Origin of the sequence: Janthinobacterium sp. Ant5-2-1 (genome assembly GCF_001445815.1) — a bacterium.
Taxonomy (GTDB): Bacteria; Pseudomonadota; Gammaproteobacteria; order Burkholderiales; family Burkholderiaceae_D; genus Janthinobacterium; species Janthinobacterium lividum_E.
In genome coordinates this window covers 50,753-66,244 of sequence record NZ_LNCE01000025.1, presented here as the reverse complement: position 1 = coordinate 66,244, position 15,492 = coordinate 50,753, and the positions used below count along the sequence as shown (strand labels likewise).

17 protein-coding genes are annotated in these 15,492 nt (G+C 60.3%); 1 reads left to right on the top strand and 16 read right to left on the bottom strand.

From position 1 onward, the window contains the following. Positions 1-50 precede the first annotated feature (50 nt). From ASN89_RS09390 to rpsF, 7 genes are all read right to left on the bottom strand, one after another. Positions 51-1,064, bottom strand: coding sequence for an inorganic phosphate transporter (locus ASN89_RS09390; protein WP_034750483.1), 1,014 nt, complete (start codon positions 1,062-1,064; stop codon positions 51-53). Between the two features lie 39 nt (positions 1,065-1,103). Continuing rightward, entirely contained in the window at positions 1,104-1,730 is a 627-nt protein-coding gene (locus ASN89_RS09385) for a DUF47 domain-containing protein (RefSeq protein WP_010400015.1), read from the bottom strand. 91 nt (positions 1,731-1,821) lie between these two features. Beyond that, the gene (locus tag ASN89_RS09380) at positions 1,822-3,207 is read right to left on the bottom strand and encodes a replicative DNA helicase (protein WP_034750488.1); all 1,386 of its coding nucleotides are present in this window, start codon (positions 3,205-3,207) and stop codon (positions 1,822-1,824) included. A gap of 135 nt (positions 3,208-3,342) precedes the next feature. Continuing rightward, a complete protein-coding gene (rplI, locus tag ASN89_RS28135; protein WP_034783456.1) occupies positions 3,343-3,798 on the bottom strand; it encodes a 50S ribosomal protein L9 in 456 nt (151 codons plus the stop codon). Between the two features lie 27 nt (positions 3,799-3,825). Then, a complete protein-coding gene (rpsR, locus tag ASN89_RS09370; RefSeq protein WP_010400024.1) occupies positions 3,826-4,116 on the bottom strand; it encodes a 30S ribosomal protein S18 in 291 nt (96 codons plus the stop codon). A gap of 25 nt (positions 4,117-4,141) precedes the next feature. Beyond that, a complete protein-coding gene (priB, locus tag ASN89_RS09365) occupies positions 4,142-4,441 on the bottom strand; it encodes a primosomal replication protein N (RefSeq protein ID WP_034783455.1) in 300 nt (99 codons plus the stop codon). Between the two features lie 20 nt (positions 4,442-4,461). Beyond that, positions 4,462-4,854: a 30S ribosomal protein S6 gene (gene rpsF, locus ASN89_RS09360; RefSeq protein ID WP_058049076.1), complete on the bottom strand. Its 393-nt coding sequence runs from the start codon at positions 4,852-4,854 to the stop codon at positions 4,462-4,464. Between the two features lie 275 nt (positions 4,855-5,129). Here rpsF and lexA point away from each other — a divergent pair, with 275 nt between their 5' ends. Further along, positions 5,130-5,765 carry a transcriptional repressor LexA gene (gene lexA / locus ASN89_RS09355; protein WP_034750502.1) on the top strand — a complete coding sequence of 212 codons (636 nt, stop codon included), beginning with the start codon at positions 5,130-5,132 and terminating at the stop codon, positions 5,763-5,765. A 69-nt stretch (positions 5,766-5,834) separates the two neighbouring features. Here the strand turns inward: lexA and ASN89_RS09350 are convergent, their stop codons facing one another. From ASN89_RS09350 to ASN89_RS09310, 9 genes are all read right to left on the bottom strand, one after another. Next, positions 5,835-7,076: a cystathionine gamma-synthase family protein gene (locus ASN89_RS09350; RefSeq protein ID WP_058049113.1), complete on the bottom strand. Its 1,242-nt coding sequence runs from the start codon at positions 7,074-7,076 to the stop codon at positions 5,835-5,837. A 42-nt stretch (positions 7,077-7,118) separates the two neighbouring features. Beyond that, positions 7,119-8,642 (bottom strand): amidophosphoribosyltransferase, encoded by a 1,524-nt coding sequence (gene purF / locus ASN89_RS09345; RefSeq protein WP_034750508.1) that lies wholly within the window; start codon positions 8,640-8,642, stop codon positions 7,119-7,121. A gap of 38 nt (positions 8,643-8,680) precedes the next feature. Beyond that, a complete protein-coding gene (locus ASN89_RS09340) occupies positions 8,681-9,169 on the bottom strand; it encodes a CvpA family protein (protein ID WP_058049075.1) in 489 nt (162 codons plus the stop codon). A 20-nt stretch (positions 9,170-9,189) separates the two neighbouring features. Further along, complete coding sequence (locus tag ASN89_RS09335) at positions 9,190-10,179, bottom strand: SPOR domain-containing protein (RefSeq protein WP_058049074.1); 990 nt, start codon at positions 10,177-10,179, stop codon at positions 9,190-9,192. A 24-nt stretch (positions 10,180-10,203) separates the two neighbouring features. Next, positions 10,204-11,502 carry a bifunctional tetrahydrofolate synthase/dihydrofolate synthase gene (gene folC, locus ASN89_RS09330; protein ID WP_058049073.1) on the bottom strand — a complete coding sequence of 433 codons (1,299 nt, stop codon included), beginning with the start codon at positions 11,500-11,502 and terminating at the stop codon, positions 10,204-10,206. A 101-nt stretch (positions 11,503-11,603) separates the two neighbouring features. Then, the gene (gene accD, locus ASN89_RS09325) at positions 11,604-12,476 is read right to left on the bottom strand and encodes an acetyl-CoA carboxylase, carboxyltransferase subunit beta (RefSeq protein WP_010400390.1); all 873 of its coding nucleotides are present in this window, start codon (positions 12,474-12,476) and stop codon (positions 11,604-11,606) included. A gap of 197 nt (positions 12,477-12,673) precedes the next feature. Continuing rightward, complete coding sequence (gene trpA / locus ASN89_RS09320; protein ID WP_058049072.1) at positions 12,674-13,471, bottom strand: tryptophan synthase subunit alpha; 798 nt, start codon at positions 13,469-13,471, stop codon at positions 12,674-12,676. An 85-nt stretch (positions 13,472-13,556) separates the two neighbouring features. Next, positions 13,557-14,807 carry a tryptophan synthase subunit beta gene (gene trpB / locus ASN89_RS09315; RefSeq protein ID WP_138829015.1) on the bottom strand — a complete coding sequence of 417 codons (1,251 nt, stop codon included), beginning with the start codon at positions 14,805-14,807 and terminating at the stop codon, positions 13,557-13,559. After that, the gene (locus ASN89_RS09310) at positions 14,800-15,483 is read right to left on the bottom strand and encodes a phosphoribosylanthranilate isomerase (protein WP_058049071.1); all 684 of its coding nucleotides are present in this window, start codon (positions 15,481-15,483) and stop codon (positions 14,800-14,802) included. The genes trpB and ASN89_RS09310 overlap by 8 nt, the downstream gene beginning before the upstream one ends. Positions 15,484-15,492 lie beyond the last annotated feature (9 nt).

Below are 15,492 nucleotides of genomic sequence, written 5' to 3'. Positions count from 1 at the left end.
GAGCAACGGAGATTCGATAGTGGGCAGCGCAGTAGGTTTGCAGAGGCGCCTTACATGATGTGGTGGCCAATCCACCAAGCGACTGCTGCCACGAAAGCGGAAGCGGGAATCGTGAAGATCCAGGCCCAGACGATATTGCCCGCCACGCCCCAGCGCACGGCCGACATCTTCTGCGACGAACCGACGCCGACGATGGCGCCCGTGATGGTGTGCGTGGTCGACACGGGAATGCCCAGCGCCGTCGAGACGAACAGGGTGATCGCGCCGCCCGTTTCGGCGCAGAAGCCGCCGACCGGTTTGAGCTTGGTGATCTTCTGGCCCATGGTCTTGACGATGCGCCAGCCACCGAACAGGGTGCCAAAGCTGATGGCCGTATAGCACGAGATGATGACCCACATCGGCGGCATGGCGTCGGCTGAACTGGAGTAGCCTGCGGCGATCAGCAGCATCCAGATGATGCCGATGGTTTTTTGCGCATCGTTGCCGCCGTGGCCCAGGCTGTAGGCGGCCGCCGAGACCAGCTGCAAACGGCGGAACCACTTGTCGACCTTGCGCGGCGTCGAACGCACGAATATCCATGACACGATCAGCATCATGATGGAGCCGAACACGAAGCCCAGTACCGGTGCGATGACGATGAAGGCGACGGTTTTCCACAGGCCGGCCGCGACCAGCGCGCCCGTGCCGGACTTGGCGACAGCGGCGCCCACCAGGCCGCCGATCAGGGCGTGCGAGGACGACGATGGAATGCCGTAGTACCAGGTAAACAAATTCCAGAAGATGGCGCCCATCAGCGCGCCGAAGATCACGTACTGGTCAATCACGGCCGGATCGATGGTGCCCTTGCCCACTGTGGCGGCCACGGTCAGCTGGTGGAACACGAAGATGGCGACGAAGTTGAACGTGGCGGCCATGGCAACCGCGGTCTGCGGTTTCAATACGCCCGTCGAGACCACCGTGGCAATCGCGTTGGCGGCATCGTGGAAGCCGTTCATGAAGTCAAACAGCAGCGCCAGGACGATCAACAGGCCTAGCACGTAGATGCTGATTTGTATGGTCATTATAGTTTCTTTTCTGATTCTGGTTCAGGACAGGCCCAACGCTTACGCGTTTTCGACGATGATGCCTTCGATAATATTGGACACGTCTTCGCAACGGTCGGTCACGGTTTCCAGAATTTCGTAGATCGCTTTCAGCTTGATCAGGTTGCGCACGTCCGGTTCGTCGCGGAACAGCTTGGACATGGCGGCGCGCATCACGTGATCGGCGTCCGATTCCAGGCGATCGATCTCTTCGCAGATGGCGACGATCTTGCGCGAGTTGTCCATGTTGTGCAGCATGGCGACGGCGTCGCGCACTTTTTCGGTACAGGCCAGCACCAGTTCGGCCAGGCGCTTGGCTTCCGGCGTGACGGCCTTCAGGTCGTACAGCGAGACGGTTTGCGCCGCATCTTCCAGCAGGTCGAGGATGTCGTCCTGGCGCGTGATCAGCTGATGGATGTCGTCGCGGTCGATCGGCGTGATGAAGGTCTTGTGCAGCATTTCCACGGTGGCGTAGGTGACTTTGTCCGCCTGTTTCTCGATGCTTTCGATCGCATGCACGCGGTTTTCCAGGTCGTCGAAATTGGTCATCAGGCCGAGCATCTCTTTGGCGCCCTTGACGCACAGTTCCGCGTGCTGGTTAAACAATTCAAAAAACTTGCCCTCAGTGGGCATCAAGCGTCCAAACATGTCATTCTCCGTTAAGCATTGAGTCGTGTTATTTACTACAGAAAGCCGCCCCGTTGTCGGGGGCGGCCAATGGAATATCAGTGCTGCTGTGTTAGTCGCCTTGGTAAAGCGCCAGGCCACCACTGTAATTGCCAAATTTGGTGTACTGCCCCATGAAGGTGAGGCGGATGCTGCCGATTGGACCGTTACGCTGTTTACCGATGATGATCTCGGCCGTTCCCTTGTCCGGCGAGTCGGGGTTATACACCTCGTCGCGGTAAATGAACAGGATCACGTCGGCATCCTGCTCAATAGCGCCCGATTCGCGCAAGTCGGACATGACAGGACGTTTGTTCGGGCGTTGTTCCAGCGAGCGGTTCAGCTGGGACAGCGCGATCACGGGGCAACCGAGTTCTTTCGCCAAGCCTTTCAAGCCCCGTGAAATCTCGGAAATTTCCGTGGCGCGGTTGTCGCCCGGCGTATTGGCCGACATCAGTTGCAAGTAATCGACGATGATCAGGCCCAGCTTGCCGCATTGACGCGACAAGCGGCGCGAGCGGGCGCGCAATTCGATGGAATTGAGCGCCGGCGTTTCATCGATGTACAACTGCGCGTCGTTCATCTTCTGGATCGCATTCGTCAGGCGCGGCCAGTCTTCGTCGTTCAGGCGGCCAGTACGCAAACGGTGCTGGTCGAGCTGCCCGACGGAGCCGAGCATACGCATGGCCAGCTGGGCGCCGCCCATCTCCATCGAGAACACGGCCACGGGCAAGCCGCTGTCGATGGCCACGTTTTCGCCGATGTTGACGGAAAACGCCGTCTTACCCATCGACGGACGGCCCGCCACGATCACCAGGTCGCCCGGCTGCAGACCCGAGGTCATGCGGTCGAGGTCGATGAAACCGGTGGGCACGCCCGTGATTTCACTCTGGTTGTCACGGCTGTACAGTTCGTCGATGCGCTCGACCACCTGCGTCAGCAGAGGCTGGATGGCGGTCCAGCCCTGGGCGCCGCGCGCGCCTTCTTCGGCGATGGCGAAAATCTTCGATTCGGCCTCGTCAAGCATCTGCTTGACTTCCTTGCCTTGCGGGCTGAAGGCCGTGCCGGAGATATCGTCGGCGACGGTGATGAGTTTACGCAGCACGCCGCGGTCGCGCACGATCTCGGCGTAGCGCCGGATGTTCGCGGCCGATGGCGTGTTTTGCGCCATGGCGTTCAGGTAAGCGAGTCCGCCCACATCATCGGCCTTGCCGAGCTGGGTCAGGGTTTCAAAAACAGTAATGACATCGGCTGGCTTGGAAGCGTTAACCATCTTGACGATTTGCTCGAAGATGATGCGATGGTCATAGCGATAGAAATCCTCCGCATGCATGAAGTCGGCGATGCGGTCATACGCGGCATTGTCGCGCAGCAGACCACCGATGACGGATTGTTCTGCTTCGATCGAATGCGGCGGAATACGGAGGGAATCCAGTTGCGGATCAGAGGGGGCGTTCATGGCGCGAATTATACCCGCTTCGGCGTGCTGGCAAAAATAAAGGGCTGAAATTGAGCGAAAAAAAGGCCACAAAAAAGCCGGGCGAACCCGGCTTTTCATAGTGCGGCAATGCTTGCGGGCCAGGCCCGCAGACAATTACGCGTTCGCGTCTGGAACGACAGCGATAACAACTTCCACGACCACGTCGGTGTGCAGAGCAACCGAAACGTTGTGCTCGCCAACGATCTTCAGCGGGCCGGTAGGCATGCGGATTTGTGCTTTTTCAACAGCAAAACCTTGCTTGGTCAGCGCTTCAGCGATGTCGAAGTTGGTGACGGAACCGAACAGACGGCCATCAACACCAGCTTTTTGAGCAACTTGAACGGTCAGGCCGCTCAGTTTTTCGCCCTGGGCTTGCGATGCGGCCAGTTTGGCGGCAGCAGCTTTTTCCAGTTCGGCGCGCTTGACTTCGAATTCAGCCACAGCGGTTGCCGTAGCACGACGTGCCAGGCGTTGCGGGATCAGGAAGTTACGTGCGTAACCGTCTTTGACTTTGACGACTTCGCCGAGGTTACCGACGTTAACAACTTTTTCTAACAGAATGATTTGCATAGTTCTTCTCCAGGAATATCTGACCGATTAAGCGTGGTGCAGATCGGTGTATGGCAGCAGCGCGAGGAAGCGAGCGCGCTTGATTGCGGTGTCAACTTGGCGCTGGTAGTGCGCTTTGGTACCGGTCAGGCGTGCTGGCATGATCTTGCCGTTTTCTTGGACGAAGTCTTTCAGCGTGTCGACGTCTTTGTAGTCGACTTGCTCAACGTGAGCTGCGGTGAAGCGGCAGAACTTCTTGCGTTTGAACAACGGGTTTTGCTGTTTGCGTTTTTCTTTAAGCTTGAGCTTATTTTTGTCGAACTTTTTACCGAATGCCATGTCAGGCTCCTGTATCTAAAATGCGCTAGTCAGAATTGACTGCACTAAAATCAATGATGTGAAACACCAAACTCTTGCTGTTGCGGCTCTTCCTGGCCAGGAAACCCGTGAACTGATACACCCCACCCAAGCTTGCCTGACTGAACCTGCCTGAAATTTCGCCAGCGGCTAGCGCGGCAACATCAAACTCGGTCAAACGGGCAATCCCTGCTTCCATCTGCTGCGAACTGTGCTGCAATACTGCATTCACAATCGGCAGCCCTGCCGGGGTATAGCGCAATATTTCGCGCTCGGCAATGATGGCGGTTACTTGTAGCTGGTTCAGCGCACGATCCCGGTCAAGAATTAAGCTGCTGCTGCGGCGGCTGGAGCGGCTGCTGGTGCTTCGGTGCGGTGGCTTTTGGCCGCGTCTTCGCGTTGTACCGATTTCATCATCGGCGAAGGAGCTGTTTCAGCTTTCTTCATTTTAACGGTCAGGTGACGCAACACGGCATCATTGAATTTGAATGCTGTTTCCAACTCGACCAGGGTCTCGTTGTCGCATTCGATGTTCAGGCAGATGTAGTGTGCTTTAGGCAGCTTTTGGATCGAGTAAGCCATTTGACGGCGACCCCAATCTTCCACGCGGTGAACCGAACCGCCGCGGGTGGTTACGCTGGCTTTGTAGCGTTCGATCATCGCGGGCACTTGCTCGCTTTGGTCCGGATGGACGATAAAGACTATTTCATAATGACGCATGCAAACTCCTTCAGGTCGGATTGATAATCGCCCACCCCGGCGTCAAGACGGGTGTGGGAAGGTCAGCCGAAGATTATAACCGCCTTTTGCAAACGTTTCAATCATTCCTTCCACAAGCGCCCGAAAAGCCCGTGCGCCGCCGCGCTTTGCGCCCATGGACAAGTATTTCTTGCGAAATTCGCCCAAAACACGGAAATCCCCTTGCATAGTGGACGATACTGTACAAAAATACAGACTGTTCATATAGACAGCATTTTAGTATGCACCCACCGCTCATGATCAAGCTGACAGCACGACAAGAACAAATCCTGAACCTGATCAAAGACGCGATTGAAAACACGGGCTTCCCTCCCACCCGTGCCGAAATCGCCAATGAACTGGGTTTCAAATCGGCCAACGCGGCCGAAGAGCATTTGCAGGCCCTGGCCCGCAAGGGCGCGATCGAGATTTCGCCCGGCACCTCGCGCGGCATCCGCCTGATCGGCGCGGCCGCCGAAGCGCCGCCGTCGAAAGTGCCGGCAGCGCTGCTGATGTCGCTGCCTCTGATCGGCCGGGTGGCGGCAGGCTCGCCCATCCTGGCGCAGGAAAACCTGGAAGCGAGCTACAACGTGGACCCGGCCCTGTTTTCGGCCAAGCCCGACTTCCTGCTGAAAGTGCGCGGGTGGTCCATGCGCGACGCCGGCATCATGGATGGCGACTTGCTGGCCGTGAAAAAGGTCGACAGCGCCAAGAATGGCCAGATCGTCGTCGCCCGCATCGGCGACGAAGTCACCGTCAAGCGCTACAAGAAGACGGGCTCCGTCATCGAACTGCTGCCGGAGAACCCGGACTTCAAGGTGATCACCGTGTCGCCCGAAGACGAGTTTGCGTTGGAAGGCCTCGCCGTCGGACTGATGCGCAGCTGGCATTAAACTGCAGCACGTAAAAAAGGGCCGCGACAGCATGACTGTCGCGGCCCTTTTTACATGGTGCGCGGCTGCTTATGCATCCAGCGCACTGCTGAAATCCTCCAGCAGATCGGCCTCATCTTCGATGCCCACCGACACGCGGATCAGGGATTCGGCGATGCCCATGCTGGCGCGGCGCTCGGCACCCATCTCGTAGAAAATCGTGTGGGCGACGGGAATGACGAGGGTGCGCGTGTCGCCCAGGTTGCTCGCTGGAATAGCCAAATTCAAACGATTGAGGAAATCGAAGCAGTCGATGCCATCCTTCAGCTCAAAGCTGAACAGCGAGCCATAGCTGCGGAACAAGTCCGTTGCCAGCGCGTGCTGCGGGTGCGACGCCAGGCCCGGGTAGTGCACGGCCGCCACTCTCGGGTCCGCCTGCAGCATGGTCGCCAGCGCCAGGGCGTTCGAGCAGGTGCGGTCCATGCGCAAGGCCATGGTTTCCGCGCCGACAGCGATATGGTGCGCCGCTTCCGGCCCCAGCGAAGCGCCGAAGTCGCGCAAGGCCTTGGCGCGGATTTGCGCGATGCCCCACTGGGCGGGCGCCGCCTTTTTATAATTTTCAAAGATGTTCGGATACCGCGTCCAGTCGAACACGCCCGTGTCCGTCAAGCTGCCGCCCAGCGCATTGCCATGGCCGCCGATGGATTTCGTCAAGGCATTGACCACCAGACCCGCGCCCACGGCTTTCGGGCGGAACAGATATGGCGTCGTCATCGTGTTGTCGACGATATACAAAATGCCCTTCTCCCGGCACAAGTCGCCGATCCTTGCCAGGTCGGCGATCTGCGTACGGGGATTGGCGATGGTTTCCACAAACACAATGCGCGTGGCCGGCGTGATGGCGGCCGCCACGTTGGCGACATCGGTGGCGTCGACAAACGACACGGCTATGCCCTGCCCCGTCACCGTTTGCCACAGGCTGTTGGTGTTGCCAAACAAAAAGGCCGACGACACGACATGGTCACCGGCGCGCAACAGCGATTGCACCACGGCGCCGATGGCGCCCATGCCGGTGGCGAAGCACAAAGTCGCCACGCCGTCTTCCATCTTGTTGACCTTGTCTTCCAGCGCGGAGACGGTCGGATTGCCCTGGCGGCCATAGCGGAAGCCCGCTTCCTTGCCCTGGAACACGGAAGCCAGCTGGCGCGCATCGGCGTAACCGAAGGCAACGGAAGTATGCACGGGCTTGTGCAGCGAGCCGTGCTCGATGCCCTTGCGGCGGTCGTTATGCAGGATGGTGGTGGTGAAGCCGTAGTTTTTTTTATCGTTCATGATCGCAAAGAAAAAAAAGCCCGGCATCGGCCGGGCAGGTACTTATGCTTCTGTCGTGGCCAGGTTCAGGTTCAGCTGGGAACGCGGCGTATCTTCGGGCGCTGCCGCCTTCGGATGGTGGCGCGCATATTCCAGGCGGTCCAAGTATTCCTGCGATACGTCGCCCGTCACGTAGACGCCATCGAAGCACGACGCTTCGAAATTGGTCAGTGCCGGGTTGACGTCGGCGATCGCCTGCTTCAGCGCGCCGATATCCTGGTAGACCAGGTAGTCGGCCGTGATTTCGCGGCACACTTCTTCCGTCGTGCGGCCGTAGGCGATCAGCTCGTCGCGCGTCGGCATGTCGATGCCGTACACGTTCGGGTAGATCACCGGTGGCGCGGCCGAAGCGAAGATGACCTTCGTCGCGCCCGCTTCACGCGCCATCTGCACGATTTCACGGCTGGTGGTGCCGCGCACGATGGAATCGTCGACCAGCAGCACCACTTTATCCTTGAATTCGGACGGGATCGCGTTGAGCTTCTGGCGCACGGATTTCTTGCGCGCCGCCTGGCCCGGCATGATGAAGGTGCGGCCGATGTAGCGGTTCTTGATGAAGCCTTCGCGGTACTCGATGTTCAGCGCCATGGCCAGCTGGATGGCGGCCGGACGCGAGGAATCGGGAATCGGCATGACCACGTCGATATGCACGCCTGGCAACTCGGCGCGGATCTTCTCGGCCAGGTATTCGCCCATTTTCAGGCGCGTGGCGTACACGGAGGCGCCGTCGATGACGGAGTCGGGACGGGCCAGGTAGACGAATTCGAACACACAAGGGTTCAGGCTGGCATTGTCGGCGCACTGGGCGCTGTGCAATTTCTTGTCGGCATCGATAAAGACGGCTTCGCCGGGACCGATGTCGCGCACGAAGCGGAAGCCCATACCTTCCAGGGCCACGGATTCGGAAGCGATCAGGTATTCGGGACCCTGCTCCGTTTCATTGATGCCCAGGCACAAGGGACGGATGCCGTGCGGGTCGCGGAAGGCCAGCAAGCCCACGCCGGCGATTTGCGCGACGGCGGCGTAACCACCCTTGACGCGGCGGTTCAGCACGGTAACGGCCTTGAAGATGGCTTCCGGGTCCAGGTTCAGGCCCGTCGTCGCTTCCTGGATTTCATGCGCCAGCACGTTGAGCAGCACTTCCGAATCGGAATCGGTATTGATGTGGCGGCGGTCGTTCTTGAACATTTCCAGCTTCAACTGTTCCCAGTTGGTCAGGTTGCCATTGTGCGCCAGCGTGATGCCGAACGGCGCATTCACATAGAACGGTTGTGCTTCCTCTTCGCTCGACGAACCGGCCGTCGGGTAACGGCAATGGCCGATGCCCGTCGTGCCTTGCAGCGAACGCATGTTGCGCGTACGGAAGACGTCACGCACGAGGCCATTGGCTTTGTGCATGGAAAACATACTGCTGTGATTGGTCGCAATCCCTGCCGCGTCCTGACCGCGATGTTGCAGGAGCAACAATGCATCATAGAGCAATTGATTGACAGGTTGATGGGAAACGACGCCGACGATGCCACACATGGTGTGCTCCTAAACTGTGCTACTGATTTTAAAAAAATTCAAAATTTCACATGCTGCGCGTAAGCGGCAGGCAGATAAGGCTTGATGGCGCGCGCGCCCTGCTCCGCGAACGGGCTGAGCTGCGCGTTTTTCCAGAATGGCTGCTGCGGTATGGACGTCATCCCACACAAGATGACGGCGGTCAGCACGATCACAAGGCCCCGCGCCACGCCGAACAGGCTGCCCAGGGTGCGGTCGGCCAGGCTCAGGCCCGTTACCTTGACGAGCGCGTCGACCGTCATGGACAGCAATCCCATCAAAATACGCACGCCAATGAACAGCACGACGAAGGCCAGCAACAAACGGATGGCTTCGCCCGGCACGGCTTCCGGCAGGAATTTCGCCAGGGTGGCGCCATAGGCGTTGGCAATGACGAAGGCCACGATCCAGCTGACCAATGACAGTATTTCCTTGACCAGGCCACGCATCATGCTGATCAGCACGGACGTCACCAGCACGAACAGCACCAGGTAATCGAAGATCGTCACGCCGATTCAGCCTTGCGACATCACGCCGGCACCAGGCTGCCGCCCAGGCCCAGCTTTTGCAGCTTGGCGCGGGTCTTTTCAGCGTCTTCGCGGCTGCCGAACGGCCCCACGCGCACGCGGATGCGTTCGCCCGCCGGGCTGGAGACTTTCTGCGTGTACGACTTGATGCCCGCATCGCGCAGCTTGTCCTGCAATTCATCGACCTTGTCCTGCGTCGCCAGGGCCGCCACTTGCACCACGAACTTGCCGCTGCCGGCGTCGTGCGCCTTGTCCTGTGCTTTCTCTTGCGGCTTGCCTTCCAGGATCGCCAGCGCACGCGCGGCATCGTCAGCCGATTGCGTCGGCTTGGCAGGCTTCGGCTCGGGCTTGGCTTCCGGCTTTACTTCATGCTTGGGCTCAGGCTTGGCTTCGGGCTTGGACTCGTGTTTCGGCTCGGGCTTGGTTTCGTGCTTCGGCTCCGGTTTCGGCTCCACCTTGACCGGCTTGGGTTCAGGCTTGGGCTCGGGTTTCGGTTCCACATAGGTCGGCTTGACCGGTGCAGGCTGGGCGGCCGCCAGCACGGGTGCCGGTGTCGGTGCAGGGGTCGGCTTGGCCGCAGGCGGCAGCGGCGCGTCGACGATTTCCTCGGACTGGTCCAGGCCATTTGCCGCGGCCCGGGCCGGAACGGCCGGCACGGGCGCCGGTGCAGGCGCGACGGCCTTTTCCTTCGACGGAATGTCGATGGCGATATCGTTGAACGGCGCCTTCGGCTCGGAGTCGAGCAGCATCGGCAAGCCGACAGCCACACCCAAGGCCAGGGCAATGGCCCCGACCAGGCGGCGACGTGCGCGCTTTTTTTCAGGCAAGACCGGGTCCGGCGCTTCCTTGCCGCCACGGCGCGATCCACCGCCACCGGCCGTGTTGGCTGCGCGCTTGCGGGTCGGCGACTGTGCTTCGCCAGGGACATAAAAGCCGCTGTCTTCGCCAGAGGATTCTTGCTTGTTTTTAAACAGTTTCGAGAACAAGCCCATGCGTGATTTTCAGTCGAGTGCGTTTCAGTGAAGTGAGGATTTTCGGGCCTTCATCACGCCTGCAACGGTGAGGAAAGAACCAAAGACCACAATTCTATCATTCTCACCGGCCCGGCTCATTGCATTTGCAAAAGCTTGTGCCGGATCATCGAAAATAGACACAGTATGTTCGCTACTGTCGGGCTTATCTTCGAGCATGATCTGCACCTTGGCGGCCAGCTCGGAAGCCGTCGCCGCGCGCGGCGAAGGCAGGTTCGTCAGGCACCAGTGGTCGACGTGTTCGCTCATCGCGGCCAATACGCCATCGATATCCTTGTCCTGCATGGAGCCGAACACGGCATAGGTGTACGGGTGATAGCCCATATTGCCCAGGTTCTGGTTCAGCGCCGACGCCGCGTGGGGATTGTGCGCCACGTCGAGGATCACGCTGGGGCGGCCAGGCAAGACCTGGAAGCGGCCCGGCAGTTCCACCGTCACGAGGCCCGTGCGCACTTCCTGCGCGCCCACGGGCAGTTTCAGCTTCAGCACTTCCAGCGCGGCCAGCACGGCCGTCGCATTGAGGATCTGGTTGGCGCCGCGCAAGCTTGGATACGCGAGCGAATTGCGGCGCTGCTCGCGCCCGCCGTAGTTCCACTGCTGCTTGTCGCCCGAATAGTTGAAATCGCGGCCCATCAGCCACAGGTCGGCGCCGATGGTCTCGGCATGATCGATCAACGACTGCGGCGGCACGGGGTCGCTGCAGATGGCCGCCTTGCCCGGACGGAAGATGCCCGCCTTTTCAAAGCCGATCGCTTCGCGCGTGTCGCCCAGGTAATCCGTGTGGTCGATATCGACGCTGGTGACGATGGCCACGTCGGCATCGATCACGTTGACGGCGTCCAGGCGCCCGCCCAGGCCCACTTCCAGGATGGCCACGTCCAGCTTGGCCTGCGACAGCAGATGCAGAATCGCCAGCGTGGTGAATTCGAAATACGTCAGCGGCGTGTCGCCGCGCACGGCTTCAACGGCTTGGAAGCTGGCGACGATCTGTTCGTCGCTGGCCATCTCGCCCAGCACGCGGGCGCGCTCGTTAAAATCGAGAAAATGCGGCTTGATGTACAGCCCCACTTTGTAGCCTGCACGCAACAGTACGGATTCCAGCATGGCGCAGGTGGAGCCCTTGCCATTCGTGCCCGCCACCATGATCACGGGGCAAGCAAACGCCAGCTGCATGCGCGCCTTGACGGCTTGCACGCGGTCCAGGCCCATGTTGATCTGGGTTTCCGAATGGCGGGTTTCCAGCATGGCGAGCCAGTCCGGCAAGGTGGTGGGGAGGTTTTGCATGGGAGACTTCTTGATGAGGAGACAGTGCGCGAGGCGCGGAGACGGTGTTGCATGGCAACCGGGCGGGTCCGCAGGACACCGCCCGGCCTGATACTTTGGCGTTACGCCAGCACTTCCACAGCCTGGTTTTGCAACAAGGCCAGCAAGCGTGCGATTTCTTCGCGCATCTTGCGGCGGTCGACGATCATGTCGACGGCGCCCTTGGTGACGAGGAACTCGGCGCGCTGGAAACCTTCCGGCAGTTTTTCGCGCACGGTGTTTTCAATCACGCGCGGGCCGGCAAAACCGATCAGCGCTTTCGGTTCGGCGATGACCACGTCGCCCATGAAGGCGAACGAGGCGGACACGCCGCCCATGGTCGGGTCGGTCAGCACGCTGATGAATGGCAATTTCTTTTCGGACAACTTGGTCAGCATGGCCGTGGTTTTTGCCATCTGCATCAGGGACAGCAAGCCTTCCTGCATGCGCGCGCCACCGGTGGCTGTGATGCAAATGAACGGCACTTTCTGTTCCAGCGCGATTTGCGCGCCGCGCACGAAGCGCTCGCCCACGACGGAGCCCATGGAGCCGCCCATGAATTCGAATTCGAAGCACGCCACGACAACCGGCAGGCTCATGATGGCGCCGCCCATGACGACCATCGCATCCGTCTCGCCCGTCGCTTCCATGGCGGACTTCAGGCGGTCAGGATATTTCTTGCTGTCCTTGAATTTCAAGGTATCGACAGGCAGGATTTCCTGGCCGATTTCATAGCGGCCGCCCGCGTCGAGCAGGCTGTCGAGGCGTTCACGCGCGCGGATGCGCATGTGGTGGTCGCATTTCGGGCACACGTGCAAATTCGATTCCAGGTCCGTACGGTACAGCACGGCTTCGCACGACGGGCACTTGACCCACAGGCCTTCCGGCATGGTCTTGCGCGCGGCGGCATCAGAACGCTGGATGCGCGGTGGCAGCAGTTTTTCCAACCAACTCATATTTTCTCCTTGGGCCCTTGTAGGGGTAGCGTCGGTGGACGCCCCCGGCAGACGGTAAACGGCGACGCCCCGCAGGGCGCCACCAAAAATTTTATCTATTGCACAATAACAGGCAAATCAGTGGCCGAAGTGTAGCCGTTTATCGCCGGGCTGTCGAACTTTGCCGCCACCCGAGCTTGCGTAAACAACAAGCTTGCTCAGGCGTCCAGTGCGGCGCGGATGCCTGCCGTAAAGCTGCGCACGGCGTCGACGGCGCCGCCTTCCGGGGCATTTTCAATTTCCTGGATGATGCGGCTGCCGATCACGACGGCGTCGGCCACCTTGGCAACAGCCTTGGCCGTGGCCCCATCGCGAATGCCGAAGCCCACGCCGATGGGTAATTTTACATGCTGGCGGATGGCCGCGAGGCGCTCCGCCACCTGTTGCGTATCAATGTTGCCGGCGCCCGTGACGCCCTTGAGCGACACGTAATAGCTGAAGCCGCCGCCAACCTTGGCCACTTGCGCGATGCGCTCTTCCGTCGAAGTCGGTGCCAGCAGGAAAATCAGGTCAAGGCCCGCTTCGCGCATGGCGCTGGCAAATTCCTCGCACTCTTCCGGCGGATAGTCGACGACGATGGCGCCGTCGGCGCCGGCCGCTTGCGCCGCTGCAATAAAGGCGGCGCTGCCGATGCGCTCGATGGGGTTGGCATAGCCCATCAGCACCACGGGCGTCGTCTGGTTCGTCTCGCGGAACTGGCGCACATAGCCGAACACGTCGTGGATGCCAACATTGAATTTCAAGGCCCGCTCGCAGGCGCGCTGGATGACGGGGCCTTCGGCCATGGGGTCGGAAAACGGCACGCCCAGTTCCAGCACATCGGCGCCGCCCTCGACGAGTGCGTGCATCAGGGGCACGGTGGCGTCGGGGCCGGGGTCGCCGGCGGTGATGAAGGTGACCAGGCCGGTCTTGTTGTTGGATTTTAAGTTGGCGAAGATGGTGGCGATACGGGACATGGGATGCTTTCTTTATCGGTGGGAGATGTCGGATTACGCGCATGCGCGCTAATCCGACCTACGCAATACTGGGGTTGTCAGTTATTTAACTGAAATTCAATCCCATGCGTTCCGCCACGGTATGCATGTCCTTGTCGCCACGGCCCGACAGGTTGGCCAGCACGATCTGGTCTTTCGGCAAGGTGGCCGCCAGCTTGGCCGCATAGGCCAGCGCGTGCGACGATTCCAGGGCCGGGATGATGCCTTCGATATGGCAGCAGTCGTGGAACGCCTGCAAGGCCTCGTCATCCGTGATCGACACGTATTGCGCGCGGCCCGAGTCTTTCAGCCACGCGTGTTCCGGTCCCACGCCAGGATAGTCGAGGCCGGCCGAGACGGAGTGCGTCTCGATGATCTGGCCATTTTCATCCTGCAGCAGATAGGTGCGGTTGCCGTGCAGCACACCCGGGAAACCGGCCGTCAGCGAGGCCGAATGCTTGCCCGTGTCCAGGCCTTCGCCGGCCGCTTCCACGCCGATCAGTTTTACCTCTTTCTGGTCGATATATGGGTAAAAGATGCCCATGGCGTTCGAGCCGCCGCCGATGCAGGCCAGCACGTAGTCGGGCTGGCGGCCCGTCATTTCCGGCATCTGCACCAGGCATTCCTCGCCGATCACGGACTGGAAGTCGCGCACCATCATCGGATACGGGTGCGGGCCTGCCACGGTGCCGATGATATAAAAGGTGTTTTCAATGTTGGTGACCCAGTCGCGCATGGCTTCATTCAGCGCATCCTTGAGGGTCTTGGAACCGGACTCGACGGGCACGACGGTCGCGCCCAACAATTTCATGCGGTACACGTTCTGCGCCTGGCGCTTGACGTCTTCGCTGCCCATGTAGACCACGCATTCGAGGCCGAAGCGGGCGCAGATGGTGGCCGTGGCCACGCCGTGCTGTCCCGCGCCCGTCTCGGCGATGATGCGCGGCTTGCCCATGCGCTTGGCCAGCAGGGCCTGGCCGATCACGTTATTGATCTTGTGCGCGCCCGTGTGGTTCAAGTCTTCGCGCTTGAAATAGATTTGCGCGCCACCGGCCAGCTCGGACCAGCGCTTGGCGTGGTAGATGGGCGACGGACGGCCGACAAAGTGTTTCAACTCATAGCGGAACTCTTCGAGGAATTCCGGATCGACGCTGTAGCGGGCGTAGGCGTCTTTCAGCTCGGCCAGCGCATGCGTGAGCGTTTCGGCAACGAAAGAGCCGCCGTACGGGCCGAAGTGGCCGCGCAGGTCGGGAAACGGATAATCGGTAGCGTGGAACAATGCGGCGGCTGCGCCGGGCGCTGTGGTGTGGTCATTCATGGTTGTTTCCTCTGGCAATGATGGCATCGGCATCCTGCACCGCGGCGATAAACGCGCGAACACGGGATGCGTCCTTGATGCCCTTGGACGCTTCGACACCACTGCTGATGTCGACGGCGTAAGGGCGCACGCGCACCACTGCGTCAGTCGCGTTTTGTACGCTCAAGCCACCACTTAAAACGACCCGAGGCGCGAGTTCTTTTGGAATGAGGGACCAATCAAATACCTTTCCTGCACCGCCATAAGCATCCACATAGGTGTCCAGCAAGAGGCTGGCAAACAAGGGACTGGCGGCGCGATAGCGCTGTTCGTATTCTAGCAAATCTTCAAAGCTGGTGTCGGGTTTGACGCGGAACACTTGCGTAAACGGCGTATTCACGGCCGCAGCCAGCGCGGCGCTGTGTTCTGGCGTCTCGTCGCCATGAAATTGCAGCAGCGACAAGGGCGCCACGGCTTTCGTTGCCCGCACCTCGTCCAGCGTGGCGTTGACGAACAGGCCCACCGTCGTCACGTACGGCGGCATGGCCGCGATCAGGCTGGCGGCCTGTTCAGGCGTCACGTAGCGGGGGCTTTTCGGATAAAACACGAAACCGATGGCGTCGGCGCCCGCCGCCACGACGGCCTGGATATCTTCGGCGCGGGTCAGGCCGCAGATCTTGATGCGTGTGCGTGGCATGGCTTTTCC

Excerpts from the sequence above, each read along its gene's own strand:
- ASN89_RS09385 (WP_010400015.1), bottom strand. The coding sequence starts at position 1,730 with ATGTTTGGACGCTTGATGCCCACTGAGGGCAAGTTTTTTGAATTGTTT.
- ASN89_RS09380 (WP_034750488.1), bottom strand. The coding sequence starts at position 3,207 with ATGAACGCCCCCTCTGATCCGCAACTGGATTCCCTCCGTATTCCGCCG.
- rplI (WP_034783456.1), bottom strand. The coding sequence starts at position 3,798 with ATGCAAATCATTCTGTTAGAAAAAGTTGTTAACGTCGGTAACCTCGGC.
- rpsR (WP_010400024.1), bottom strand. The coding sequence starts at position 4,116 with ATGGCATTCGGTAAAAAGTTCGACAAAAATAAGCTCAAGCTTAAAGAA.
- rpsF (WP_058049076.1), bottom strand. The coding sequence starts at position 4,854 with ATGCGTCATTATGAAATAGTCTTTATCGTCCATCCGGACCAAAGCGAG.
- lexA (WP_034750502.1), top strand. The coding sequence starts at position 5,130 with ATGATCAAGCTGACAGCACGACAAGAACAAATCCTGAACCTGATCAAA.
- ASN89_RS09350 (WP_058049113.1), bottom strand. The coding sequence starts at position 7,076 with ATGAACGATAAAAAAAACTACGGCTTCACCACCACCATCCTGCATAAC.
- purF (WP_034750508.1), bottom strand. The coding sequence starts at position 8,642 with ATGTGTGGCATCGTCGGCGTCGTTTCCCATCAACCTGTCAATCAATTG.
- ASN89_RS09335 (WP_058049074.1), bottom strand. The coding sequence starts at position 10,179 with ATGGGCTTGTTCTCGAAACTGTTTAAAAACAAGCAAGAATCCTCTGGC.
- folC (WP_058049073.1), bottom strand. The coding sequence starts at position 11,502 with ATGCAAAACCTCCCCACCACCTTGCCGGACTGGCTCGCCATGCTGGAA.
- accD (WP_010400390.1), bottom strand. The coding sequence starts at position 12,476 with ATGAGTTGGTTGGAAAAACTGCTGCCACCGCGCATCCAGCGTTCTGAT.
- trpA (WP_058049072.1), bottom strand. The coding sequence starts at position 13,471 with ATGTCCCGTATCGCCACCATCTTCGCCAACTTAAAATCCAACAACAAG.
- trpB (WP_138829015.1), bottom strand. The coding sequence starts at position 14,807 with ATGAATGACCACACCACAGCGCCCGGCGCAGCCGCCGCATTGTTCCAC.
- ASN89_RS09310 (WP_058049071.1), bottom strand. The coding sequence starts at position 15,483 with ATGCCACGCACACGCATCAAGATCTGCGGCCTGACCCGCGCCGAAGAT.